This window comes from Tardiphaga sp., from assembly GCF_044340795.1.
Lineage (GTDB): Bacteria > Pseudomonadota > Alphaproteobacteria > Rhizobiales > Xanthobacteraceae > Tardiphaga.
This window is the reverse complement of sequence record NZ_JBIISY010000086.1, coordinates 1-24,274: the sequence shown is the minus strand read 5'-3', so window position 1 is coordinate 24,274 and position 24,274 is coordinate 1. Positions and strand designations below refer to the sequence as shown.

The 24,274-nt window shown below is 63.3% G+C and carries 24 protein-coding genes; 14 read left to right on the top strand and 10 right to left on the bottom strand.

Annotation, left to right across the window (positions count from 1 at the left end; genetic code table 11):
- Positions 1-143: 143 nt before the first annotated feature.
- From ACIQ17_RS15690 to ACIQ17_RS15665, 6 genes are all read left to right on the top strand, one after another.
- On the top strand, positions 144-818 hold the full coding sequence (locus ACIQ17_RS15690) for a MarR family winged helix-turn-helix transcriptional regulator (RefSeq protein WP_398469981.1): 675 nt from the start codon (positions 144-146) through the stop codon (positions 816-818).
- A 404-nt stretch (positions 819-1,222) separates the two neighbouring features.
- A complete protein-coding gene (locus ACIQ17_RS15685; protein WP_398469980.1) occupies positions 1,223-2,455 on the top strand; it encodes an ABC transporter substrate-binding protein in 1,233 nt (410 codons plus the stop codon).
- 103 nt (positions 2,456-2,558) lie between these two features.
- Positions 2,559-3,431 carry a branched-chain amino acid ABC transporter permease gene (locus ACIQ17_RS15680; RefSeq protein ID WP_398469979.1) on the top strand — a complete coding sequence of 291 codons (873 nt, stop codon included), beginning with the start codon at positions 2,559-2,561 and terminating at the stop codon, positions 3,429-3,431.
- Entirely contained in the window at positions 3,431-4,267 is an 837-nt protein-coding gene (locus tag ACIQ17_RS15675; protein WP_398469978.1) for a branched-chain amino acid ABC transporter permease, read from the top strand. Before ACIQ17_RS15680 ends, ACIQ17_RS15675 begins: the two co-directional genes overlap by 1 nt.
- Complete coding sequence (locus tag ACIQ17_RS15670; protein ID WP_398469977.1) at positions 4,264-5,016, top strand: ABC transporter ATP-binding protein; 753 nt, start codon at positions 4,264-4,266, stop codon at positions 5,014-5,016. The genes ACIQ17_RS15675 and ACIQ17_RS15670 overlap by 4 nt, the downstream gene beginning before the upstream one ends.
- Positions 5,016-5,723, top strand: coding sequence for an ABC transporter ATP-binding protein (locus ACIQ17_RS15665; RefSeq protein ID WP_398469976.1), 708 nt, complete (start codon positions 5,016-5,018; stop codon positions 5,721-5,723). The genes ACIQ17_RS15670 and ACIQ17_RS15665 overlap by 1 nt, the downstream gene beginning before the upstream one ends.
- Before the next feature lie 138 nt (positions 5,724-5,861).
- Here ACIQ17_RS15665 and ACIQ17_RS15660 read toward each other — a convergent pair whose 3' ends face one another.
- Positions 5,862-6,980 carry a DSD1 family PLP-dependent enzyme gene (locus ACIQ17_RS15660; protein WP_398469975.1) on the bottom strand — a complete coding sequence of 373 codons (1,119 nt, stop codon included), beginning with the start codon at positions 6,978-6,980 and terminating at the stop codon, positions 5,862-5,864.
- Between the two features lie 293 nt (positions 6,981-7,273).
- On the opposite strand from ACIQ17_RS15660, the gene ACIQ17_RS15655 reads away from it, so the two are divergent.
- Genes ACIQ17_RS15655 through ACIQ17_RS15640 form a run of 4 tightly spaced genes read left to right on the top strand, consistent with a single transcriptional unit; the run spans position 7,274 to position 12,358 of the window.
- The gene (locus ACIQ17_RS15655) at positions 7,274-8,887 is read left to right on the top strand and encodes an ABC transporter substrate-binding protein (protein ID WP_398469974.1); all 1,614 of its coding nucleotides are present in this window, start codon (positions 7,274-7,276) and stop codon (positions 8,885-8,887) included.
- Positions 8,888-8,911: 24 nt separating this feature from the next.
- Positions 8,912-9,889, top strand: a complete 978-nt coding sequence (locus ACIQ17_RS15650) for an ABC transporter permease (RefSeq protein WP_398469973.1) — start codon at positions 8,912-8,914, stop codon at positions 9,887-9,889.
- A 2-nt stretch (positions 9,890-9,891) separates the two neighbouring features.
- Positions 9,892-10,722 carry an ABC transporter permease gene (locus ACIQ17_RS15645; RefSeq protein WP_398469972.1) on the top strand — a complete coding sequence of 277 codons (831 nt, stop codon included), beginning with the start codon at positions 9,892-9,894 and terminating at the stop codon, positions 10,720-10,722.
- Positions 10,723-10,732: 10 nt separating this feature from the next.
- Positions 10,733-12,358 (top strand): ABC transporter ATP-binding protein, encoded by a 1,626-nt coding sequence (locus tag ACIQ17_RS15640; RefSeq protein ID WP_398469971.1) that lies wholly within the window; start codon positions 10,733-10,735, stop codon positions 12,356-12,358.
- A 93-nt stretch (positions 12,359-12,451) separates the two neighbouring features.
- Here the strand turns inward: ACIQ17_RS15640 and ACIQ17_RS15635 are convergent, their stop codons facing one another.
- The gene (locus ACIQ17_RS15635; protein WP_398469970.1) at positions 12,452-13,753 is read right to left on the bottom strand and encodes an NAD(P)/FAD-dependent oxidoreductase; all 1,302 of its coding nucleotides are present in this window, start codon (positions 13,751-13,753) and stop codon (positions 12,452-12,454) included.
- A gap of 129 nt (positions 13,754-13,882) precedes the next feature.
- On the opposite strand from ACIQ17_RS15635, the gene ACIQ17_RS15630 reads away from it, so the two are divergent.
- The gene (locus tag ACIQ17_RS15630; RefSeq protein WP_398469969.1) at positions 13,883-14,740 is read left to right on the top strand and encodes a VOC family protein; all 858 of its coding nucleotides are present in this window, start codon (positions 13,883-13,885) and stop codon (positions 14,738-14,740) included.
- Positions 14,741-14,871: 131 nt separating this feature from the next.
- Here ACIQ17_RS15630 and ACIQ17_RS15625 read toward each other — a convergent pair whose 3' ends face one another.
- Genes ACIQ17_RS15625 through ACIQ17_RS15615 form a run of 3 tightly spaced genes read right to left on the bottom strand, consistent with a single transcriptional unit; the run spans position 14,872 to position 18,674 of the window.
- The gene (locus ACIQ17_RS15625; RefSeq protein WP_398469968.1) at positions 14,872-16,245 is read right to left on the bottom strand and encodes a M20 family metallopeptidase; all 1,374 of its coding nucleotides are present in this window, start codon (positions 16,243-16,245) and stop codon (positions 14,872-14,874) included.
- Positions 16,245-17,585 (bottom strand): aspartate aminotransferase family protein, encoded by a 1,341-nt coding sequence (locus ACIQ17_RS15620; protein ID WP_398469967.1) that lies wholly within the window; start codon positions 17,583-17,585, stop codon positions 16,245-16,247. The genes ACIQ17_RS15625 and ACIQ17_RS15620 overlap by 1 nt, the downstream gene beginning before the upstream one ends.
- A 27-nt stretch (positions 17,586-17,612) precedes the next feature.
- A complete protein-coding gene (locus tag ACIQ17_RS15615) occupies positions 17,613-18,674 on the bottom strand; it encodes a phosphotransferase (protein WP_398469966.1) in 1,062 nt (353 codons plus the stop codon).
- Between the two features lie 191 nt (positions 18,675-18,865).
- On the opposite strand from ACIQ17_RS15615, the gene ACIQ17_RS15610 reads away from it, so the two are divergent.
- Entirely contained in the window at positions 18,866-19,669 is an 804-nt protein-coding gene (locus tag ACIQ17_RS15610; RefSeq protein ID WP_398469965.1) for a mechanosensitive ion channel family protein, read from the top strand.
- A 2-nt stretch (positions 19,670-19,671) separates the two neighbouring features.
- Here the strand turns inward: ACIQ17_RS15610 and ACIQ17_RS15605 are convergent, their stop codons facing one another.
- Positions 19,672-19,926: a DUF6719 family protein gene (locus ACIQ17_RS15605; RefSeq protein ID WP_398469964.1), complete on the bottom strand. Its 255-nt coding sequence runs from the start codon at positions 19,924-19,926 to the stop codon at positions 19,672-19,674.
- A 42-nt stretch (positions 19,927-19,968) separates the two neighbouring features.
- On the opposite strand from ACIQ17_RS15605, the gene ACIQ17_RS15600 reads away from it, so the two are divergent.
- A complete protein-coding gene (locus ACIQ17_RS15600) occupies positions 19,969-20,100 on the top strand; it encodes a hypothetical protein (protein WP_398469963.1) in 132 nt (43 codons plus the stop codon).
- 114 nt (positions 20,101-20,214) lie between these two features.
- Here the strand turns inward: ACIQ17_RS15600 and ACIQ17_RS15595 are convergent, their stop codons facing one another.
- Positions 20,215-20,550, bottom strand: coding sequence for a hypothetical protein (locus ACIQ17_RS15595; protein ID WP_398469962.1), 336 nt, complete (start codon positions 20,548-20,550; stop codon positions 20,215-20,217).
- A gap of 194 nt (positions 20,551-20,744) precedes the next feature.
- Here ACIQ17_RS15595 and ACIQ17_RS15590 point away from each other — a divergent pair, with 194 nt between their 5' ends.
- On the top strand, positions 20,745-21,167 hold the full coding sequence (locus tag ACIQ17_RS15590; RefSeq protein WP_398469961.1) for a hypothetical protein: 423 nt from the start codon (positions 20,745-20,747) through the stop codon (positions 21,165-21,167).
- Positions 21,168-21,290: 123 nt separating this feature from the next.
- On the opposite strand, the gene ACIQ17_RS15585 is transcribed toward ACIQ17_RS15590, so the two are convergent.
- From ACIQ17_RS15585 to ACIQ17_RS15575, 3 genes are all read right to left on the bottom strand, one after another.
- On the bottom strand, positions 21,291-22,610 hold the full coding sequence (locus tag ACIQ17_RS15585; RefSeq protein WP_398469960.1) for a UDP-glucose dehydrogenase family protein: 1,320 nt from the start codon (positions 22,608-22,610) through the stop codon (positions 21,291-21,293).
- A 121-nt stretch (positions 22,611-22,731) separates the two neighbouring features.
- Positions 22,732-23,523, bottom strand: coding sequence for an FkbM family methyltransferase (locus ACIQ17_RS15580; protein ID WP_398469959.1), 792 nt, complete (start codon positions 23,521-23,523; stop codon positions 22,732-22,734).
- Between the two features lie 107 nt (positions 23,524-23,630).
- On the bottom strand, positions 23,631-24,224 hold the full coding sequence (locus tag ACIQ17_RS15575; protein WP_398469982.1) for a sugar transferase: 594 nt from the start codon (positions 24,222-24,224) through the stop codon (positions 23,631-23,633).
- Positions 24,225-24,274 lie beyond the last annotated feature (50 nt).

Sequence of the window (24,274 nt, the reverse complement as noted above, 5' to 3'; positions counted from 1 at the left end):
TTGATAGCGATAGTCCGGACTCGCTTTCCATTGCGCGTTGAGTGCAGCGGTCAACCGCGACGACAATCCTGCATCCTTCGTCGTGATTGCAATTGCGCGACGGAGACGCCAAGCTTGGTCACCCTCAGGCATGGAATCGAAACGTGGCAAAGTCCGCCGGCCGACGTAGCTCTGCGAACAAAACGTCCCCCACCAAGACCGAAGCGAGCAAGAAGCCTGCCCATCGGCCGGCGCAGCGCGCGGCGCTGACGACCTCGCGTCCGGAATTGCTGGTGGATGGCTCCGACGCGCATTTTCGTCGCCTGGTTCACAGCCTGTTCGGCTTCCTGGTCCGGCACCAGACCTTGCGCGAAGGCCATGCTGCGGTGATCGGCCTCGCCGGCATCGAATACACCACGCTGATATCAATCCGGCACCTGTCGGCGCAGGGTGACGTGCATGTGCGCGCGGTCGCCGATCACCTGCATCTCAGCGGCGCCTTTGTCACCACGGTGACCAACAAGCTGGAGACCAAGGGGCTCATCACCAAGACGTCGCACCCCGAGGACCGCCGCCGCATCAGCCTCGTCGTCACCGCACATGGTGCCGACCTGCTGGAGCGCCTGGCGCCGACCCAGTTGCAGATCAACGACGTGCAGTTCGGCAGCCTCTCGGCAAAGGAATTCCACCAGCTGCTCGACATGGTGCAGCGCCTGGTCGAGTCCAGCGATCGCGCCATCGCGCTGCAGCGTTATCTGGCCGAAGCCAAGGTGAAGTCGCTGTCGCCGGAGGCGCAGCAGATGGTTGCCGCCAAGGCCGGGAAGCCGCGCAAGGGCTGACGCCCGGCGCCCGCGTTGCTGCATCGCACAGGCGCGACTGCGACATTTTGCTCGCGATGGCCACGACCAGCGGCGGCAGCCCCGTTCCGGGAAGGGTTCAAGTCATTGTTACAACAGCACGCCGCCAGCCGGCCGGCAGCGCGCCAATGCTGCCGAATGCCGCATTCTTGGGCCGGATATGCCGCATAAATTAGCTTCCTAAGAGAACTATTTTATAAAGATACTGGGGTTGCGGATTGTCAAAGCCGCAAAATTATCGGACCATCCTCCCGCCGATGTCACACCGCCGACACATCCGGCGATGGCATACGGAATGCACAGTTATGGGGTAGATGGACTATACCATCAGGAAACGGCCGCAGCCCAACTGCGGCGAAGCATCACAGCTATAAAGGACCATTTCGATGTCGCGGATTAAATCGAATTTGCCACGCGTGCTGAGCACCGTCGCAGCGGTGACCCTCTCGGCCCTGTTGGCCGGCCAGGCCCAGGCGCAGACCCGCGAAATCAATCTCGGCGCCGTGGTGCCGAGCTCGGGCCCGTTCGCCGAATGGGGCCGCAGCAACACCGTCACGCTGAAGATGCTGGAGAAGCAGACCAACGATGCCGGCGGCATCAATGGTGCCAAGCTGAAGATCACCATCCTCGACGACGCCGCCAAGCCGGCCCAGTCCGCCACCTCGCTGCGCAAGCTCGCCAGCGACGAGAAGGTGCTGGCGATTGCCGGCCCGCTGACCTCGAGCGCCGCGGAAGTCACCTTCCCGGTCGCCAACGAGATGAAGCTGGTCTCCACCTCGCAGGCCTCGTCGAAGCCGGGCACTGCCAAGCAGAACCGTCCATGGGCGTTCCGCAACACCATCGATGAAGGCGTGCTCGCCAAGACGGCGGTGCCGTATTTCAAGAAGAGCTTCAACATCAAGACCGTTGCGGTGATCTTCGACGCCAAGGACGCGACCGCCGCGACCGTCGGCAAGGTGATCATGCCGTCGGTGCTGAAGGCCAACGAGATCGCCATCGCCAACGAGAACGACCTGCTGTCGTTCAACACCGGCGACCTCGACGTCTCCGCCCAGGTGACCAAGCTGAAGTCGCTCAATCCCGACGGTGTCGTGATCAGCGCCGACTACAGCCAGGCCATCACCGTGCTGCGTGAAATGAAGCGCCAGGGCCTGATCAAGCCGGTGGTCGGCGCCAGCCAGCTGATCTCCTCGGCCATCCTCAAGGCCGCCCCGGAAATTCCGGTGATCGCACCGGCGACGTTCTATTCCACCATGAAGGGCGACGCGCCGGAGAAGTTCACCGCCGCCCTGACCCCGCTGCTGCGCAAGGAATCGGGCCTGCCGAAGGACATCGAGCCGAACATGTTCGATGCCAACATCTATGAAATCGTCTCGATGTATATCGACGCGATCAAGACCGCAGGCGTCACCGGCAAGCCGGAAGATCTCGAAGCCGACCGCACCAAGATCCGCGACTACATGGCCAAGCTCGAAGGCTTCAAGGGTCTCGGCGGCCCGATCGGCTTCAACGACGACGGCGACGCCATCAAGGCCTTCTATGTTCTGCAGGGCCAGAACGGCAACTGGGACACCAAGGTCAAGGGCTGCAGCTCGGCCCCGAACCACCCGGCCTGCTAAAGCGCGCCTCCATATCCAAGCCTCTGCGGCCGGGACATTCTCCCGGCCGCAGTCTTAAGAACGATCACCTGACATACATCTCTACCTAACGATTGCGATTCCCATGCTGATACAGCAACTCGTCAACGGCCTGACGCTCGGAGCGGTCTATACGCTTCTGGCGCTGTCCTATTCGCTCGTGATGGGCATTCTCGGCATCCTCAATCTGGCGATTGCCGAACTGTTCATGATCGGCGGCTTCATCGGCTTCACGCTGATCTCGGCCGGCTTCCCGCTTCCCGTCGCCGTGCTCGGCGGCATGCTCGGCGCCGCCTCGATCGCCATCATCGTCGAGAAGATCGGCTACCAGCCGCTGCGTGACGCGCCGCTGGTGACGCCGATGCTGTCCACGCTGGGCTTCTCGATCATCCTGCAGAACATCGCCACCAATATCTGGGGCTCGGATCCGCTGCAGCTGCCGATCTTCGGCGAGCAGTTCGAGATCGGCCCGATCCGCATCGGCGAGATGCAGCTTCTCGTGCTCGGCGCCACCGTCGTGCTGGTCGCCCTCACCGCCTACATCGTGCAGAAAACGCCGATGGGCCGCGCCCTCCGCGCCGTCGCCGAGAACCGCGACGTTGCCCGCATTCTCGGTGTTTCCGCCGACCGCCTGATGATGCTGGCCTTCATTCTCTCCGGCGCGCTGGCGGGCGTCGCCGGCGTGCTGATCGCGCTGCATTACGGCGCCATCACCCCCTATCTCGGCGTCGAGATCGGCCTCAAGGCCATCGCCGTGATGGTGATCGGCGGCACCACCCGGATCTGGGGCGCACTGGTTGCCGGTCCGCTGATCGGCATCGCCGAAGTGCTCACGGTGGCCTATGGCGGTTCGCAGATCCGCGACTTCGTCGTCTACGGCTTCATGATCCTCATTCTCTTGCTGCGTCCGCAGGGCCTTCTCGGCGGTGCGCGGTCCGATCAGGGGCAGCGCGTCTGATGTCCACCTATTACGCAAGCCTGCTCGCTGAATCGGGCATTCTCCTGCTGGGCGCGCTCAGCGTCTATATCATCCTCGCCACCGGCCAGCTGTCGCTCGGCAATGGCGCCTTCATGGGCATCGGCGCCTATCTGTCGTCATGGCTGACCGTGACGCTGAACGTGCCGCTGACACTCGCACTGGTGATCTCGGCGATCCTCGCCGGCATCATGGGCGCCATCGTCGCCTTCCCGGCGCTACGGCTGAAAGGCATCTATCTTGCCATGGCCACGGTCGGCTTCGGCGAGATGGTGCGCAGCTTCTTCCTCAATTTCGAGACCATGGGCGGCTCCGGCGGCTTCCGCGGCATGCAGCATATCGGCGTCGGCTATATCTGGCTGTGGGCCGGCGGCATCCTGATCGCCGTGATGCTGCTGGAGCGCTCGCGGGTCTGGCTGGAAATGCAGGCGGTGCATGACGACGAGACGGCCGCCGGCCTGATCGGCCTCAACACCGTGGTCACCAAGATCGGCGCCTTTGCGGTCGGTGCGGCGGTGGCCGCGATGTCCGGCGGGCTCTTTGCGCATCACAATGTCTATATCGAGCCGGCCAATTTCGGCTTCGAACGTTCGGTGGAATTCGTGCTGGCCGTCATCCTCGGCGGTTCGACGGTGGCACCGGGCTCGCTGGTCGGCTCGACCCTGCTGATCTTCCTGCCTGAATTCCTGCGGCCGATCGCCGACTGGCGCCTTGCCGCGTTCGGCTCGCTGCTGGTGCTGGTGCTGCTGGTGCGGCGCCAGGGCATTCTCGACCGTTCGCTGATCCGGACGCTTACCTTCCGGAGGGCTGCAGCATGAGCCAGGCGCTGCTCAAACTCACCGGCGTCACCAAGACGTTCGGCGGCATCAACGCATTGTCCAACATGGTCTGCGAGGTGCCGGAAGGAAAGATCATCGGCGTGATCGGCCCGAACGGCGCCGGCAAGACGACCTTGTTCAACACCATCACCGGCGCCTATCGCGCCGATGCCGGTGAAGTCGTGCTCAAGGGCGTCGATGTCACCCAGTGGCAGTCCTACAAGATCGTGCGCGAAGGCATTGCGCGCACGTTCCAGAACATCCGCCTGTTCGGCTCGATGTCGGTATGGGAGCATCTGCTGGTTGCGCAGCCGCATAACGAGGCGGCCTGGCGCCGGCTGCTGCCGATCTCCTGGGCCAATCCGGCGGCGCTCGCGCGTGCGGAAGAGGTGCTGGAATTCTTCGGCCTCACCGAATTCCGCGATCGCCCGGCGAAGTCGCTGCCCTACGGTATCCAGCGCAAGGTGGAGATGGCGCGCGCCGTCACGGCCAAGCCAAAGCTGCTGCTGCTCGACGAGCCCGTGGCCGGCATGAACCATGACGAGGCCGAGGAAATCCGCACGCTGATGCTGCGGCTCCGCGACACCGGCCTCTCCATTCTCCTGATCGAACACGACATGAATTTCGTGATGCGCCTGTGCGACTATCTCTATGTGCTGGATTTCGGCGTGCCGATCGCCGAAGGCACGCCGGAAGACGTGCGCAACAATCCGGTCGTCCTCGACGCCTATCTCGGAAAGGACAACTGATGCTCACGATCAAGGGGCTGGAAGTCCGCTACGGCGCCATCACCGCGGTGCGCGGCGTCGATCTGGAGATCAGGAAAGGCGAGATCGTCGCGCTGCTCGGCGCCAATGGCGCCGGCAAGAGCACGATCGCACGCTCGATCGCCGGACTGCTGCCGTTTCAGGGCGACATCGAATTCGACGGCCAGAAGCTCACGCCGAACACGGCCGAGAAGAATCTCCGCCGTGGCATTGCGCTGGTGCCGGAGGGCCGCGGCATTCTCGCGCGCATGACGGTGTATGAAAACCTGCTGATGGGCATCTACACCCGCAGCGACAAGTCGGCGGCGATGGATGACGTCGAGAAGATGCTGGAGCGCTTCCCGATCCTCGGCAAGCGCCGCGACGGGCTTGCCAGCCTGCTCTCGGGCGGTGAACAGCAGATGCTGGCCATTGGCCGCGCGCTGCTGTCGAAGCCGAAACTGCTGCTGCTGGACGAGCCGTCGCTGGGTCTGGCCCCGCTGATGACGGCGAGCCTGTTCAGCATGATCGCGCAGTTCCGCGACGAGGGCCTGACGGTGTTGCTGGTGGAACAGAAGGCGCGGCAGACGCTGAAGATCGTGGATCGGGCGTATCTGCTGGAGACCGGACGCGTGGTGACCTCGGGATCGGCCGAAGCGCTGATCAATGATCCGACGCTGTCGGAGGCGTTTCTGGGCGGGGGACACTAGCTCCCCTGTCATCCCGGCGAACGCCGGGATCCATGACCACGGCCGGCGTAGTTGAAACGGCCGAGTTACAAACGGCGGTGCTCTAATAAACTCGACAGCGTGTATGGGTCCCGGCGTTCGCCGGGACGACAGCCGAGTTTAAGCCCCATACCTCGCCATCACCGGCCACGCCTCGACGCTGCCATTGTGCCCGACCACCTGATAGCTCGCATGCAGGTTCACGGTGGGGTCGCAATGCGTGGCGATCAGAAGCACACGGCTGCCGAGTTTTGGCGGCTCCGCACCTTCGGGCAGCGTGATCATGCCGTGCTCGTCGCCGCCGAAGCGATAGGCCGATCCCTCCGGCACACCGAGCATCAATGACGGCACCGGACCGTTGAAGGCCATCGCCTTCACCCCGGCATCGACGGTGAATTCGCCGGCGCGATTCACCGATGTCACCGTGGCCAGCACGAACAGGCTCGGCTCGAACGGCAGCGCGCCGCCGCCCTCATCCTGCAGCCGGCCGTAATCGGCATCCATGAACAGGTAGGAGCCGACCTGCAGCTCCGTAAACGTGCCGGCGATGTCGAAGGCGCAGGCGCCGGTGCCGCTGCCGGTGACGATCGGAGCCTTGATGCCGGCCTCATTCAACACGCGCAGATGATCATCGAGAATGCCGCGCACCGTGGCCGCGCCGGCCTTGCGCTCTTCGAAATCAATCATGTGCTGGACATGGCCGGCAAAGCCCTGGATGCCGCCGAATGTCATGCCCGGCGTCGCCTCGATCAATTGCGCCAGTTCAGCCGTGGAGGAAGGCTTCACCACGCCGGTGCGGCGCTGGCCGACATCGATATCGATCAGCACCTGAAGCGGACGACTTCCGGTGTCGAGCAACGTCTGCAGCACCTGGATCTGGTCGGCATGATCGACGACCAGCGCAATGTCGGTGCTGTCGGCCAGCGCAGCGATGCGCGCGAGCTTGACGCGATCGGCAACCGGGGTGGTCAGCAGCAGGCCGGGAATGCCGGCCTCCGCCATCGCTTCCAGTTCCGCCACCGTGGCGCAGGAGATGCCGACCGCACCGGCCTCGATCTGCAACTGTGCGATGCGCGGCGACTTGTGGGTCTTCGCATGCGGGCGCAGCGCGATGTTGTTCGCCTTTGCAAATGCCGCCATGGCCGCGATGTTGCGCTGGAGGGCCATGCCATCCACCACGAGTGCCGGCGTCGCGATGTCCTGCAGGGCCGGCAGGCTCGGATCGAGGGGTGCAGTCATGTGGGGAAGACAACTCCAGGGACGCGGCCAAGACGGCCGGCCGATTTTTGTAGCAATGCCGGGCACCGGGTTGAAGACGTCCAAAAGTCGCTTCGCAGTGCGGGAAATGGCTTGGCCAACAAGCTAACCCGCAAAAGGACAAGGAGGTATTCTTTCTCGGGAACACGTTGATTGGGCAAGAATTGCACTGTCAGCCCCGGATTTGCGCATGACTCCATCCAAGTTTGTGCCGTAGCTTGCGTGGAACCCGCCCATTCCGCTATGCGCAAAGAAGACGCAGGAGAATTGGACCAATGAACCGCTTCGAGATGACCCGCCGCGCCGCGCTGCTGACTTCGGCCGCGATCGCAGCCAATGTGGCTAATCCCTTCCGCGCCTTTGCGCAGGAGACGCCGCGCAAGGGCGGCGTGTTCAACGTCCATTACGGTGCAGAACAGCGCCAGCTCAACCCGAGCCTGCAGGCCTCCACCGGCGTCTACATCATCGGCGGCAAGATCCAGGAAGCCCTGGTCGATCTCGACGAGAAGGGCCAGCCGGTCGGCGTCCTCGCCGAGAGCTGGGAGTCGTCGGCCGACGGCAAGACCATCACCTTCAAGCTGCGCAAGGGCGTGACCTGGCACGACGGCAAGCCGTTCACCTCGGCCGACGTCGAATTCACCGCCATGAACATGTGGAAGAAGATCCTGAATTACGGATCGACGCTGCAGCTGTTCCTGACGGCGGTGGAAACGCCGGATGCGCACACCGCCGTGTTCAAATATGAGCGCCCGATGCCGCTCGGCCTGCTGCTGCGCGCGCTGCCAGATCTCGGCTATGTCTCGGCCAAGCATATCTATGAAGGCTCGAGCGATATCCGGCAGAACCCGGCGAACCTCGCCCCGATCGGCACCGGCCCGTTCAAGTTCAACAAATATGAGCGCGGCCAGTACATCATCGCCGAGCGCAACGACAATTACTGGCGCCCGAATGCGCCCTATCTCGACCGCATCGTCTGGAAGATCATCACCGACCGCGCTGCGGCTGCCGCGCAGATGGAAGCCGGCGACATCCAGTATTCGCCGTTCTCGGGCCTGACGATTTCCGACATGGCGCGGCTCGGCAAGGACAAGCGCTTCGTCGTCTCTACCAAGGGCAATGAAGGCAACGCGCGCACCAACACCATCGAATTCAACTTCCGCCGCAAGGAGCTGGCGGATATCCGCGTCCGCCGCGCCATCGCGCATGCGATCAATGTGCCGTTCTTCATCGAGAATTTTCTCGGCGACTTCGCCAAGCCCGGCACCGGCCCGATTCCGTCGGTCTCCACCGACTTCTTCCCCGGCCCGAACACGCCGCAATATCCCTATGACAAGAAGAAGGCCGCAGCCCTGCTCGACGAGGCCGGCTTCAAGCCCGGTGCCGGCGGTACGCGCTTCTCGCTGCGCCTCCTGCCCGCACCCTGGGGCGAGGACATCTCGCTGTGGGCCACCTTCATCCAGCAGTCGCTGAAGGAAGTCGGCATTCCCGTGGAGATCGTGCGCAATGACGGCGGCGGCTTCCTCAAGGGCGTCTATGCCGACCACGCGTTCGACCTCGCCACCGGCTGGCACCAGTATCGCAACGATCCCGCGGTCTCCACCACCGTCTGGTATCGCTCCGGCCAGCCGAAGGGCGCGCCCTGGACCAATCAGTGGGACTGGAAGAACGACGCGATCGACAAGGTGATCGACGACGCCGCCACCGAGATCGATCCGGTGAAGCGCAAGGCGCTCTATGCGGAATTCGTCAAGGAAGCCAATACCGAACTGCCGGTGTGGATGCCGATCGAACAGATCTTCGTCACCGTGATCACGGCCAAGGCGCGTAACCATTCCAACAATCCGCGCTGGGGTTCATCGAGCTGGCACGATCTTTGGCTTTCCGCCTGACGCAAAACGCGACACAATAGCGGTATGCGCATCCTATCACTCGCGGGGCGGCGACTGGCCGCCTCGATCCCGACGCTCTTTCTGATCCTGATCGGCGTGTTCCTGCTGCTGCAACTGGCACCGGGCGACACCGTCGATGCCATGATGGCGCAGATGGGCGGCGGCGATGCGAATACCGCGCGCGAACTGCGCAAATTCTACGGGCTCGATCTATCCGTTCCGGTGCAGCTTGGCAACTATCTGCTGCGTCTGGTGCAGTTCGATCTCGGCTTCTCCTCGATCTATGGCAAGCCCGTCGCCACCGTGATTTTCGAGCGCCTGCCGGCCACGCTGCTCTTGATGACGGCGTCCTTGTCCTTCGCCTTCTTCTTCGGCCTCGTGCTCGGCGTCATCGCCGCCCGCGGCGTCAATCGCTGGCCGGATACGCTGATGTCCACGCTCGGCCTGATCTTCTACGCCACGCCGTCCTTCTGGTTCGGCCTGATGGCCATCGTCGTGTTCTCGATCTATCTGCAATGGCTGCCCGCCGGCGGCTTCGAGGATATCGGCGCGGTGCAATCAGGCTTCGAGCGCACGCTCGACATCGCCGCGCATCTGGTGCTGCCGACGCTGACGCTGGCGCTGATCTTCCTCGCCATCTATCTACGCATCATGCGCGCCTCGATGCTGGAAGTGCTCAATCTCGATTATGTGCGCACCGCGCGCGCCAAGGGGCTCGACGAGACCCGCATCGTCGCCAAACATGTGCTGCGCAACGCATTGCTGCCGATGGTGACGCTGATCGGCCTGCAGGCCGGCACCATGCTCGGCGGCTCCGTCGTGGTGGAGAGCGTGTTCTCGCTGCCCGGCCTTGGTCGTCTTGCTTATGAGTCCGTTGTTCAACGCGACCTCAACACGCTGCTCGGCATTGTCTTCGTCTCGGCTCTCTTGGTGATCTTCGTCAATTTCCTGGTCGATCTCCTCTATGCGCGGCTCGATCCGCGCATCCAGGCGGAGGGCTGAGCGTGGACGCCGTAAAGCGCTATTTCCGCAGCCCTGCCGCCGTGGTCGGTTTGGTGCTGCTGCTCATCGTGATCGGCATGGCAGCGAGTGCCGGCTGGATCTACCCGAACGATCCATTGTCCCTCGCCGGCCGCCCGCTGGTGTGGCCGTTCGCCAATCCGCGCTTCCCGCTCGGCACCGACAATTCCGGCCGCGACATCGCCGCGCAGATCTTTTACGGGGCGCGCATCTCGCTCCTGATCGGCGGCGTCGCGACATTGATCGCCGTCATCATCGGCGTCTTGATCGGCGCCTTTGCCGGCTTCTATGGCGGCAAGATCGACACGATCCTGATGCGCATCACCGAAGCCTTCCAGACGCTGCCGAATTTCGTGCTGCTCTTGGTGCTGGTCGCCGTGTTCGGCTCGACGCTGACCACCGTGACCATCGCCGTCGGCATCGTGTCTTGGCCGGCGCCCGCGCGGCTGACGCGTGCGGAATTCATGTCGCTGCGCAGCCGCGAATTCGTGCAGGCCGGGCGCACGCTGGGCATGAAGGATCTGCAGCTCATCCTTGGTGAGATCCTGCCCAATGCGCTGCCGCCGGTGATCGTCTATGCGAGCGTGGTGATGGCTGTCTCGATCCTCTTGGAAAGCGCCCTCGCCTTCCTGCGCCTCTCCGATCCCAATGTCGCATCCTGGGGCAACCTCATCGGCCTCGGCCGCGACGTGCTGCGCGTGCAGTGGTATGTCTCGGCGATCCCAGGCATCGCGATCCTGCTCACGGTGCTCGCGGTGTCGCTGGTCGGCCAGGGGCTCAATGATGCGCTCAATCCGAGGCTGAAGAGCCGGTGAGAGCTGAAAAATGAGCGACACCATCCTCACCGTCGAAGACCTCAGTGTGAAGCTGCCGAAAGGCGCCGATCGCACCCATGCGCTCGGCGGCGTGTCGCTGTCGATTGCCGATAACGAGATCGTCTGCGTGGTCGGCGAAAGCGGCTCGGGCAAATCCGTGATGGCCAATGCCGTGATGCGGCTGCTGCCGCCGGAAGTGTCCATCGATGGCGGCCGCGTGCTGTTCGAGGGCAAGGACCTCGCAAGCGCCAGCAATGCCGAGATGCGCAAGGTGCGCGGCGCCGGGATCGCGATGATCTTCCAGGAGCCGATGACCGCGCTCAACCCGCTGCGCACCATCGGCGACCAGATCGGCGAGATGTTCGAGATCCACACCGAGCTCTCGAAGAAAGAGATCAGGGCGCGTGTGCTGGCGCTGCTGCAGGATGTGCGCATCCCCGATCCCGCCCAGGCGGCCCGCGCCTATCCGCACGAACTCTCCGGCGGCCAGCGCCAGCGCGCGATGATCGCCATGGCGCTCGCGCTCGATCCGCGCCTGCTGATTGCTGACGAGCCGACCACGGCGCTCGATGTGACGACGCAGGCGCAGATCCTGAAACTCATTCGCGAATTGCAGAGCCGGCGCAAGACGGCAGTGCTGTTCATCACCCATGACTTTGGCGTGGTGGCCGAGATCGCTGACCGCGTGGTGGTGATGCAGCATGGCAAGGTGGTGGAGCAAGGACCGGTGCAGGACGTGCTGCACAATCCGCAGCATCCCTATACGCAGCAGCTCATCGCCGCGGTGCCGCCGCTGGCTGCGCCGCCAGCGCGACAACTGAACAGCGAGAACATCCTGACGCTGGAGAATGTCTCGAAGACCTATCGCAATGGCGGCTTTCTCGGCCGTGGCGCGCGGGTGACGCATGCGGTGAAGTCGGTGTCGCTCAATCTGCCGCGCGGTGCGACGCTAGGCATTGTCGGCGAAAGCGGCTCGGGCAAATCGACGCTGGCGCGTTGCATCATCCGCCTGATCGATCCCGATGGTGGATCGATCGTGCTGGAAGGCAAGGACTGGGCGAAGCTGTCACGCGACGAGGTGCGGCGCGAGACCAAGCACATCCAGATGGTATTTCAGGATCCATTCGCCTCGCTCAATCCGCGCCGCAAGGCCGGCGATCTCGTGGCGCAGGGTCCGATCGTGCATGGCGTGCCGCGTGCGCAGGCCTGGGCGGAGGCGAAGGAGCTGTTTCGGCTGGTCGGGCTCGATCCATCTGCGATGGACCGCCTGCCGCATGAATTCTCCGGCGGCCAGCGCCAGCGCATCGGCCTTGCCCGTGCGCTCGCGCTGAAGCCGGATGTGCTGGTGGCGGATGAAGCGGTGTCGGCGCTCGATGTCTCGGTGCAGGCGCAGGTGCTGAAGATGCTGCACGAGCTGCGCGAACGGCTGGGGCTGTCGATCGTGTTCATCACGCATGATCTTCGCGTGGCTGCGCAGATCTGCGATCTCGTGGCCGTGATGAAGGACGGCGAAGTGGTGGAGCACGGGCTGGCCGGCGAAGTGTTCGGCAACCCGCAGCACCCCTACACGCAGGCGCTGCTGGCCTCGATCCCGGGTGGGGATTTTACAAGGAAGAAAGAGCCGATTACGGCGTAACTCTCCGTCGTCATTGCAAGCAAAGCGAAGCAATCCAGTTCTTTCTTCGTGCGGCCCTGGATTGCTTCGTCGCTTCGCTCCTCGCAATGACGGTTAAATTTCTTTCTTATCCCTGCGCCGATAGACCAGCAGCATGAACGGCGCCAGCAGGCGCATCAGCCCGTGTGCCGCGATCGGCACCGGCTCGGAGAACGGCAGCGCCAGCTCCTCATCCGGCACGCCGCGCACCGCCTTGGCAAACTCGTTGCCAAGCGCAATCGACAGCGCCACCGCGCGACCGTTACACCCCGTCCAGCCGAACGCATTCGGCCCGAGCTTGTGCATGCGGGGCAAAAAGTCCGTGGTCATGCCGACATAGCCGTTCCAGACATAGTCGAACTTCACCTCGCCGATCTCCGGCCACAGCCGCTGCAGGCGCGCGCCGACCATCTCTTTCAACCGGCCGGTCTTGTCACCGAAGCCGATGACATTGCCGCCGGTGACGAGGCGGTTACGCGCGTCGTAACGCATGAAATAGAGCTCGCCATGTGTGTCGGACACCGCCTGCCGGCGGGGAATGATGGTCTGGCGTGCCTGCTCGGACAGCGGCTGCGTTGCCATCTGCCAGGACAGCACGGGCATCACCTCGCTCGCGATGCCCGGCGAGAGCTGTTTCGAGAACTCGCCCGTATAGGCATTGCTCGCAACCACCAGCGCGCGGGCGCTGATCTGGCCCTGCGCGGTCTTGACGATCCAGCGATCGCCCTGCCGTGCAAAGCTTTCCACCGGCGAGCGCGCATAGATACGGCCGCCCTGCTCCAGCACCACGCGGGCGAGGCCGCGGGCCAGCGCCAGCGGATTGATGTGGCCGCCGGTCTTGTTCCAGAAGCCGCCAAACCAGGCGGACGAACCGAGCATGTTGCGCATGTCGTCATTCGACAGCAGCTCCACCGGCGCGCCATGCTTCGACCACTGCTTGACGCGGCGCTCGGCGATCTTGATGCGGCCGGGCGAATGCACCGGCTGTATCCAGCCGTTCTGCTCGCCCTCGGCCTGGATCTGATAGCGCCGGACAAGATCGAACAGGATCTGTGCGCTGTCGCGGATGATGCCGACAAGGCGCTCGCCGGCGGCGCCATAGCGCTTGATGATGTCCTCGGGATCGGGCCGCGACAGGGTCGGGATCACCTGGCCATTGTTGCGGCCGGAGGCGCCCCAACCGGGCTCGACAGCCTCGACGACCGCGACGTCGATCCCCTGCTCGCGCAGATGCAGTGCCGTGGACAGGCCGGTGAAGCCGGCGCCGATGACGACCACATCGGCCTCGGCATTGCCCTTCAGCTCCGGCAGTTCGGGGCCGGGAGGCGTGACGGCGGCCCACAGCGATTTCGGCCAGGGCGCATTTGCAGTTTCCATCGTCAGCCTTCCCGTTTTCAACGGCACAATCTTAGCCAGACGCAGGGCAGATCACATGATCCGTTCCCTTGCGATGGTTCCGCATTCTGCATAGTTTACGCGCCCAATCCAATGCAAGGTGGTGCACGCGTGACCCTCAAGAACATCATCGGAATCGACCATGCCGTGGTCTCCGTCAAAGACCTCGATGCCGCAGCCGCGATCTGGAAGAAGCTCGGCTTCACGCTGTCGCCGCGCGGCACTCACAGCGCCAAGATGGGTTCGGGCAACTACACGATCATGCTCGATCCCGATTATGTCGAACTGCTCGGCGTGATCTCCGAGACCGAGCACAATGCGCCGATGCGCAAGTTTCTCGCCGAGCGCGGCGAAGGCGTCGAGCGCATCGCCTTCACGGCGGTGGATTCGACCGCCGGCGCAGCGGAGATCACAGCGCGTGGTTACAAGGCGCTCGGCCCCACCGATTTCGAACGCCCGGTGACGCTGCCAAACGGCACCGTGAGTGCGGCGAAATTTCAGGTCTTCCACTGGCCGATCGAGGAGGCGCCGGGCGGTCTGCGCATCTTTGCGTGCCAGCACAAGACGCGCGAGACGGTGTGGATTCCTGAACTCATGTCGCATGCCAACACCGCCAAGCGGATGAAGCAGGTGCTGATCGTGACGACGGAGCCAGCGAAGGATGCCGCGCATATGGCCAAGCTGATCGACGGCGCGACGCGCAATGAAAGCGACGGCGCCGTGGCCGTGCCATCGGGCGGTGATCGCGCGGACTTCGTGTTCATGACCAGGGACGTGCTGGCGAAGCGTTTCCCAGGCACCTCGCTGGATGGCGCACCGGAGCGTGGCGGCGTGGCGCTGGTGTTCATCGCCGGCGATCTGGCGGCGGCGGAGACGGCCGTGGGATCGGCGGGCGCGAAGACGGAAGTTGGCGTCGTCGTGCCGCCGGCCAATGCGAATGGCACGTTGCTGGCGTTCGTGAAGGCGTAAGGCGCCGCTCTCTCCACGTCATGCCCGGGCTTGACCCGGGCATCCAACTTTAAGGTTGGCGACGAGAGAAGATGGGTGGCCGGGTCAAGCCCGGCCATGACAGCGAGAGACGGAAGCTGCAGGTAGAACCGTTACTTCTTCTCCCCCAAATCCCAGAACATCCCCGTCATGATGCGCAGGGCCTCCGCCGTCACCGGCTTCAAGATGTGCTCATCCGGGGCATGCTGCGAGCAGCCGGGATAGGAATGCGGGACCCATACCGTGGGCAACCCCAGAATATCCGTGAACACGTCATTCGGCAGCGAGCCGCCGAAATTCGGCAGCAGCGCCGGCGGCTTGCCAGTGGTCTTGCGCACCGACTCCACCGCCCAGCCGACCCAGGGATTGTCGATATCCGTGCGAGAGGCGTTGAAATATTGCGACTGGCTCACCTTGATATCGCCATAGCCCTTCGCAGCCAGATGCTTCTCGATGGCCGGCACGACATTCTCGATATCGGTGCCGACGACGAAGCGGAGTTGCAGCACCGCATGGGCCTCGCCGGGAATGGCATTGGCGGGATTGCCGACATTGCCGGCATTGATCGCCAGCACTTCCAGCGTGTTCCACGCATAGAGCCGTTCCGCCGGCGACAGCCCCTCTTCGCCCCAGCCTTCCGACAGCGACGGCTCGTCGGGCGTTGGCGACACCACCACATCGGCCAGCGCTGATCGAATCTGGTTGGTGATGCGGGGCGGCTTCAGGGCATCGAGCAGGATGCGGCCATCACGGTCCACCAGCGTGGAAATGGCTGACGCGAGGATCGTCGCGGGATTGGCGAGCAATCCGCCCCAATTCCCGGAATGATGCGCGCCGTCGCGCAGCTTGAGATCGAGATGGATGCGGCGGCCGCCGCGGCAACCGAGGAAGATCGTCGGTCGTTCGGCGGAGAGACGCGGGCCATCGGAGGCCAGAAACAGATCGGCCTTGAGTTCGTCGCGCAGGCTCTCGCAGACCTTGGGCAGATCGGGCGAACCGATCTCCTCGCCCATCTCGACGATGAACTTCACATTGAAGCCGAGCTTGCCACCACGCACCTCATGCACGGCGCGGAGTGCGGCGATATTGATGGCGTGCTGGCCCTTGTTGTCGGCGGTGCCGCGGCCATAGACGCGTTCGCCCACCGTGGTGCAGCGCCAGGGATCGAGCCCGTCCCGCCACTCGCCCTCCATGCCGGGCACGACATCGCCATGACCATACATCAGCACGGTCGGCAGATCGTCGCTCTCGTGATAACTCGCGAGCAGGTTCGGCCCGCGGCCCGAAGGCGACGGGACGATCTTCGTCGTAAAGCCAAGCGCGGTGAATTGCGGCACGAGCTCCTTGTCGAGATAGGCCTGCAGCTCCTCGCCTCGCGCGTTGCTCTGGCTTTCGGTCTTGTAGCCGACCATGCGGTCGAGCACGGCGAGAAACTCGCCGGACTCGAATTGCGCATCGATGCGCGCGATCGCCTGTTCGCGGGACATCAGAGCGTCGCGAACACAGCGTCGGCCTCGGTGAGGAGGCGATCGGCATGGGCGGCGGTGAACACCAGCGGCGGGCGGATCTTCAGCGTGTTGGCAGCTGCCCCCGTGGCCGAGATCAGCACGCGGCGGGCGCGCAGGCCGTTGACGACGGCCGCAGCTGCGGCGGCATCGGGCTCCTTCGTTGAGCGGTCCTTCACCATCTCGACGCCGATATAGAGGCCGGAGCCGCGGACATCGCCGATACCCTGATACTTCTTCGCGAGTGCTTCAAAACCCTCGCGCAGCATCTTGCCGACCTTCAGCGAATTCTCGACCAGCTTCTCGTCCTTGATGACATTCAGCACGGCCTGCGCGGCAGCCATCGCAACGGTGTTGCCACCGAACGTGTTGAAGTAGCGGTTGTCGCGGCCGAATTTCTCGACGATTTCCGGCAGCATCACCGCGGCAGCGACCGGATAGCCATTGCCCATCGGCTTGCCCATGGTGATGATATCCGGCGTGATGCCGTGGCGCTGATAGCCCCACAGCTTCTCGCCGCTGCGGCCGAAGCCGGACTGCACTTCGTCGGCGATATAGACGCCGCCGGCCTTATGAATGACATCGACCACCGGCTGCAGCAGGTTGGTCGGATGCGAGAAGATGCCGTCCGACGAGAACATGCTGTCGGCGATGAAGCAGGCCACGCCGGCACCGCGGCGCTGCAGATCGACGATCTGCTCGGAGACCTTCTCGGCCATCCACTTGCCCATGTTCTCAGGCGCGATGCGATAGCTGTCCGGCGCCGGCACGCGGCGCACGAAGGTGCCGAGCGGCGAATACGGACCGAGCGACGGCGAGAATCCGGCGCTCAGCTCTGAATTGCCGTGATAGGCCTCGTCGGTGATGATGATGCCCTGATTGCCGGTGTGATGCTTGGCCATGCGCACGGCGAGATCATTGGCTTCCGAACCGGTGCAGGTGAACATCGCATGGCGCGCCGGGCCATCGAAGGTCGCGAGCAGTTGCTCGGCGTAATCGAGAATGCCCTTCTGGATGTAGCGCGTGTGGGTACAGATGGTCTGCGCCTGCTTGGTGATGGCCTCGACCACCTTGGGATGGCAGTGGCCGACCGAGACCACGTTGTTGTAGGCGTCGAGATATTCATTGCCCTCGCTGTCATAGAGCAGCACGCCGCTGGCGCGGGCGACCTCGACCGGGTCCTTGTAGAACAGGCGATAGGCCGGGCCGAGCAGCGCGATGCGGCGCTCCACCAGCTTGCGGCTTTCAGGCGTGAGGTTCGATGCCGTGGCGGGGTCAAAGCCATTGACCATCTTGCCGCGCGGCGCGTCGAGAACTGACATGAGATGCTCCTTTGAAATCGTCAAGCGTTAGCGCGCGAGGTCGATCAGCTCATTGCCGAGCTGGTCCATCGAGCGATTGAGGAACCAGTCGATCTGGCCCCAGGTCATGTGATTGTTGCGAAGAACATAGTCGGCCACCGACGGCACGCGGTTGGCCATGGCGGTGGAGAGCAGGATGCGCGTGGTGAGGCGCGACATGATCAGCGCCGGGATCAGCGCAAGCTCTTCCTCGGTCAGATCGGCGACGCGCAGATAGCCGCGGAGGAGATCGCGGCCATGGGCGAAGATCTCGCCTTCCATTTTTTCCGGCAGCTGGTTGAGCAGCGCGGTGGACGCATCGATGGCGATGGCGGTGCGCACGGTGTCGCCGAAGTCGATAATGCCGCTGATGAAGGTCGGCAGCGCGGGATCGGCGACGATGTTCGAACGCGTGAAATCGTTATGCAGCACCTGCTGGCGACAGCGTGACAGGCGCGGCTCAACCGACGCGAAGCGCTCCAGCACGGTCTCCAGCTTTGCGCGCCATGCGGCGTCGGTGATTTCCGGAAGCAGTGGCGCCAAAGTCGGCAGGTTCTTGACGTCCCACGACACCACACGGGTTTCGGTGGGATGGCTGAAATCGGCGAGCGCCAAACGCAGCGTCGCCAGTAGCCGGCCGATTTCCTCGCGACCTTTGATATCGATGACGACTTCGCTCAGCGGCTGCCCTTCGACGAAGGACATCAACCGCACGCGACGTTGCTGGCCGGCACGATCATGATAGGCGAAGTGGCCCTCACCGCCCTTGTTCGGGATCACCCGCGGGATCGGCAGTTCGGGTGCGCGCGCCGCGATATGCTCCAGCACGCGGATCTGGAAATCGATCTCGGCGACATCCTCGGTCGGATTGGCGACCTTGAGGACGTAACGCGGCCCGCTGGCCGGGGCGATCCGGAACGTGTCGTCTTTCTCGGTGGCGAAGCGGGTCGGCTTGCCATCGATGCCGAAATACACGCGCGCCAGTTCGACGGCCTCGTCCTCGGCCATGTTCACATACGACGCCGCGAGGCCGCCCTGCATTGCAACCGGAGCGGAAGTCTCGTGTTTCACTTCAATTGATCCCATCTCGATTCGGAACCGGCGCTGGCATGCAAGCCGGTCCCGGCGAGATTAGCAATGGGAGCGGCTCTTGTCAGGCCAGCCGGTATCCCGCTCCAAGGCGTGGCCTGTGCAAGCCGAAAACGGGATCAATCACCCCCGACAGGCGTTGGCCCCGATCAGACCTGCCTGAGGGATTTTCCGTGACCATCAATTTTGAAACGCTATGGGCGTCGTTGCTGCTCTATGGACTGAACGCGATCTATGCCGGCGCGCTGCTGGCCGTGGGTTTCTATCTGTCCAGCGCCGCCGATCGCATCGTGACCGGAGCGCTGTCGCATACCAACCGGATCGATCCGCTGGTGTCGAATTTCGTCGCCTCGCTGGCGCGCTATGCAGTGCTTGCGGTGGTCGGCATCGCGGTATTGCAGCTGTTCGGCATTCAAACCGCAAGTCTGGTCGCCGTGCTGGGTGCTGCCTCTCTGGCCATCGGACTGGCGCTGCAAGGCACGCTGACCAATCTCGCTGCCGGCGTGATGCTGTTGCTGTTTCGGCCGTTCAAGATCGGCGACACCGTAGAAGTTGGTGGCAAGGCCGGCACGGTGACGTCGCTGTCGCTGTTCATGACCGAACTCAAGACCAGCGAGAATGTGCAGATCCTGTTGCCGAATGGCTCGGTGTGGGGCTCGGCCATCATCAACAAGTCGACCTATCCCGGCGCCAATGCCGGCAAGGTCGAGGTGAGTTTTCCCGTGCGCGCCGGCGCGGAGGCGCAGGCGATCAGCCGCGAGCTGGTTGCCGATCTTGCCGCAGATTCCCGCGTGCAGGCGCCACAGGCCAAGGTATCCAAGGTGGTCAATCTTGCCGATGGCGATGGCGTGGTCGAACTCACCGTGGCTGCGACCACGGAGCCCGCCGATGCCGATGCGGTGAAGAGCAAATTGCTGGAAGCGATCAACACATATGTCGCCGCACGACCGTCCGCGCTGCCCAAGGCTGCGACGTAACGCTATTTGGTCCGGAGCGTGCCGTTGGCGCCGCGCAGGTCGGACAGCGGCACGCAGCTCTTCTTGCGGCGCTGGTTGTTCGGCGCGCCCTGCACCTTCAGCACCTTGCCGGCGGAGCATGAGCCATTGTCGACATAGACAGTGGAATACGGATCCATCGCCAGCGGCTCGAAAGACAGCACCCGCTGCGCCGCCGACGGCTGCACCATCAGGAGCGTGAAGGCTGCCGCAGACAGCCCAGACCAAACCAGACGCATCAATTCTATCTCGCGTAAATAACCAGACCGGCGATGACGACCATGGCCGCCACCGCGAATAAATGGGCGCAAGCGATCGATACAGCTTCGACCGCAGGCCCGGCTTTCTGCTTCAGCCCGGCGACGGGCATACGCGACGCGGGCGGCGCCTTGGTGCGAGATATCGTCAAATGAACAGTCCCCATGCCGGCGCGCCGTTGTCCCCAATGCGCCGACCGCCATAAACTCGGCATCAAATGAGGCGACAGTGAGTCAGCGATACGGTCAGAGACGATTTCACGCCGACGCCTAGTTGTCCTGGGTCGCCCACACCCTGCCGGATTGCGCCACGGATGGCGCGACATCGCGGCCGCAATGATCCGCAGCGCGCTCGAATTGCTCTTGAATTTCAGAGGTTACGGTGCCGCTGGCGCTGTCGATCTCACGCAGTGAAATGGTCGCGGTGAATTCCGCGGCGAAACAGCTGCAGAACTTTTTTGAATCATTCGAAGGCTTGTTCGGGCGCTTGCGAAAATGGTTCGAGCAGCTCTTTTCGAGATTCGACGCCATCTGATCGATTTCATTGGCGAAGGCTGGCGACGCGAGCGACATCGTCAATGCCAGAACCACACTTCTAGACCGCATCATGCTGTCCCGCGCCGAGGTTCCAAGATCGGATATTCCACGCAACTGTCATAAGATACCTTGGTTCCAGCGATGTATGCGTCATGCGCAACAGTGTGAGAGCAGCGCCTTAAACTGGGGTGAATTGTCGCAAATGCGACGGTTGAATCCGCTGTCCCCAACAGAGATGGTCGCGCATGGGACGAATCCTGGAATTGGCCGCGATCGTGGTGATCGGCGGCGGGAGCGCGGCACTCTTCGCCTATTCCATGGGCGCGCTCGCGATGGACGAATTCGGCCTGGGCAGCCGGCAACTGGTCTCAATTTCGCTATTGTCCGCAGGCTTTATCGCGCTGTTACTCGCTGTCGAGTTCCTCGGCACGTTCAGGACCGCCGCCGCGTCAGAAGATGACGGCCCTCAACGGGAAAGCTTGATGCATCAAATCACCAAGGCCGACATCGTCATTTCCGTGGGCCGCGGCCTCATCATGGCCGCCGCCATCGTCGGAGCGACGTATTATTTCGGCAGCTGGTATCTCGGCGGCGAAGGACTGGAAGCATTGTTCCACGGCGTCGACGACAAGCTCGCCGTCTCGGTCGAGAGCGCGATCACGCCGACCACCGAAGCCACGCAGTAAGCGTGTCGTCCCGGCGAATGCCGGGGTCCCATAGCCTTCGAGCTTATGGCAGAGCCACAACGGCCGGTATTCATCATTTCGACAGCGTGTATGGGTCCCGGCTTGCGCCGGGACGACACAAAGTTAATACGCTACGGTCTGCGGCCGGCCGACGCCGCTATACAGGAAGCCGTTGCGGGCGACTTCGTCCGGCGCATAGATGTTACGGAGGTCGACGATCACCGGGCATGCCATGATCGCCGCCATTTCCTTCAGATCCAGCGCACGGAACTGCTCCCATTCGGTGACGATGGTCACCGCGTGGCTGCCGCGCGCGCAATCATAGGCGCTGTCGCAGAAGGTGACGTTCTCGAACACCTTCTTCGCCTGCTCCATGCCGACGGGATCATAAACGCGGATCTCGGCGCCCATGTCCTGCAACGCCGTGATCAGCGGGATCGACGGCGCGTCGCGCATGTCGTCGGTGTTCGGCTTGAAGGTGACCCCGAGAATCGCGATCGTCTTGCCGCGCAGATTGCCGCCAAAGGCGTGCGCGACCTTGCGCGCCATCGCGCGCTTGCGCTGGTCGTTGACGGCCACCACGGTCTCGACGATGCGCAATGGCGCTTCGTGATCCTGACCGGTCTTGATCAAGGCCAGCGTGTCCTTCGGGAAGCATGAGCCGCCATAGCCGGGACCGGCATGCAGGAATTTGGCGCCGATGCGGTTGTCGAGCCCGATGCCGCGCGCGACTTCCTGCACATTGGCGCCGACTTTCTCAGCCAGGTCCGCGATCTCGTTGATGAAGGCGACCTTGGTGGCGAGGAAGGAGTTTGCGGCATACTTCGTCAGTTCGGCCGTGCGGCGATCCGTATAAAGGATAGGCGAAGCGTTCAGATGAAGCGGACGATAGACTTCCGCCATCACCTGCTTCGCGCGCGTGTCGCTCGATCCGATCACGATGCGATCAGGATGCTTGAAATCGCGAATCGCAGCGCCCTCGCGCAAGAATTCCGGATTGGAGACGACGGCGAATTCGGCCTCCGGATTTTCCTCGCGGATGATGCGTTCGACCTCGTCGCCGGTGCCGACCGGCACCGTGGACTTGTTCACGATCACCGTGAACCTGGTGATGGATTTGGCGATCTCGCGGGCGGCCGCATAGACATAAGTGAGATCGGCATGGCCATCGCCGCGCCGCGACGGCGTGCCGACGGCAATGAACACGACCTCGGCCTCGCCCACCGCCCTGGTGATGTCGGTGACGAAGTTCAGGCGCTTCTGTTTCGCATTGCTGGCGACCAGCGCATCGAGACCAGGCTCGTGAATCGGGATCTCACCGCGATTGAGCGCGTCGATCTTGCTCTGGTCGGTGTCGACGCAGGTGACGTGATGACCGAAGTCGGAAAAGCACGCACCCGACACCAGCCCCACATAGCCGGCGCCGATCATGGCGATACGCATGAGATGTCCTGTCTTTTATGGTCCGCAGTCAGAACGACCCGGACGCCCCCATTTTGAGAAGCATGATCTGATCCGAAAACCGGTGGCCACTTTTCGGGATCATGCTTTGACACCGCGCATCTCAGCTGCTGAGCAGCAACTCGCCATCGAGATGTCGCGGGAAGAAGAAGAAGTTGTTCACATAGGATTGCCCGGGTTTGCGGCCACCATTGGGCAACAGCGCGTCGGGATCCTGCATCGTCTCGGCATCGAAGAAATCGACGGGAACGATGTCGTCGTCGGAGAGGAAATAGCCGCGATAGTCCTTGGCGCCGAAGAACTCGAAGATCGATTTCGTCGCGTCGGCACGATGACGATCTTCGGCTTCGACCAGAAACACCGGCTGGCAGCGATCGATCAGGCCGGTCGCGCCCTTCAGCACGCTGAGTTCGTGGCCTTCCACATCGACCTTCACGAAGGCGACGTCGTCCTTCATCACGCCGTCAAGCCGCGCCAGCGGTACATGGGCAGCGACGACATTGGTGGTGTTCGGCGCATGCGACTGCTCGAGCGAGGCCAGACCATGCACGAGGCCGTCATCACTCTGCGGGATGTAGAGGTCGGCCTCGCCTTCCTGATCCGACAAGGCGATCTCGTGAATGCTGACATTGGACGCCGAGGTCCGGCGCAGCAGCGTCGCCATGTCATGGGACGGCTCGAAGGCGTGGACCTTGCCGGACAGCTTTGCCAGCTTCTGCGTGTAGAGCCCGACATTGGCGCCGACATCGACGGTGACCGCACCGGCCGGCACGATCTTGTCGAGATAGTTCAGCTCACGCTCGGCCGTCTTCGGGCGCTTCATGAAGCGCCAGCGCAGCCACATGGAGGGGAACGTTTCCTTCAGGATCTGCTTGGTTCGTTGCGTGGCGGTCATCGCTGTCACCCTTCATTCGCGGCCATTGGATAGCCGAACTGCGCCATGACTCACGCGCAGCCGCTTCAGGCCGGACTCATCATTCACGGATAGGCTGTCGCTTAAAATCAGAACGCGTTGCCGGAAATGAATTCCTTGCGCACCGTCTGCACGATGATCCGGATGTCCCTCACCATCGACCACGCCTCGATGTAATCGAGATCATAATCGATGCGCGCGATCGCCAGCGTGGGATCGACCGTGCTGCCGCGGCAGCCGCTGATCTGGGCAAGCCCGGTGATTCCCGGACGCGCACTGTGGCGCTGGAAGTAGTAAGGCACGAGATCTTCATAGAGCATGTTCGCAGCCAGCATGCCCGGCACGTGCGGGCGTGGCCCGACCAGCGACATGTCGCCCTTCAGCACGTTGATGAGCTGGGGCAATTCATCGAAGCTGGTCTTGCGCAGGATCTGCCCGATCCGCGTCACGCGGGCATCACCCTGCACCGTCTGCTGCACCCCGAGCTTGTCGCCGAGATCACTGCGCATCGAGCGGAACTTGTAGATCTTGAACTTCCGGTTGCGATAGCCGTAGCGATATTGCGTGAAGAACACCGGCCCGGGCGACGTCGCCTTGATCAGCGCTGCAACGACCAGGAAGAATGGCAGGAAGAACAGCAGCGCCGAGCCCGACGCCGTGATGTCGAACAACCGCTTGGTGATCGACGCCGACGGCTCGCGCCGGATGACCGTCTTGCGACGACCACGATAGG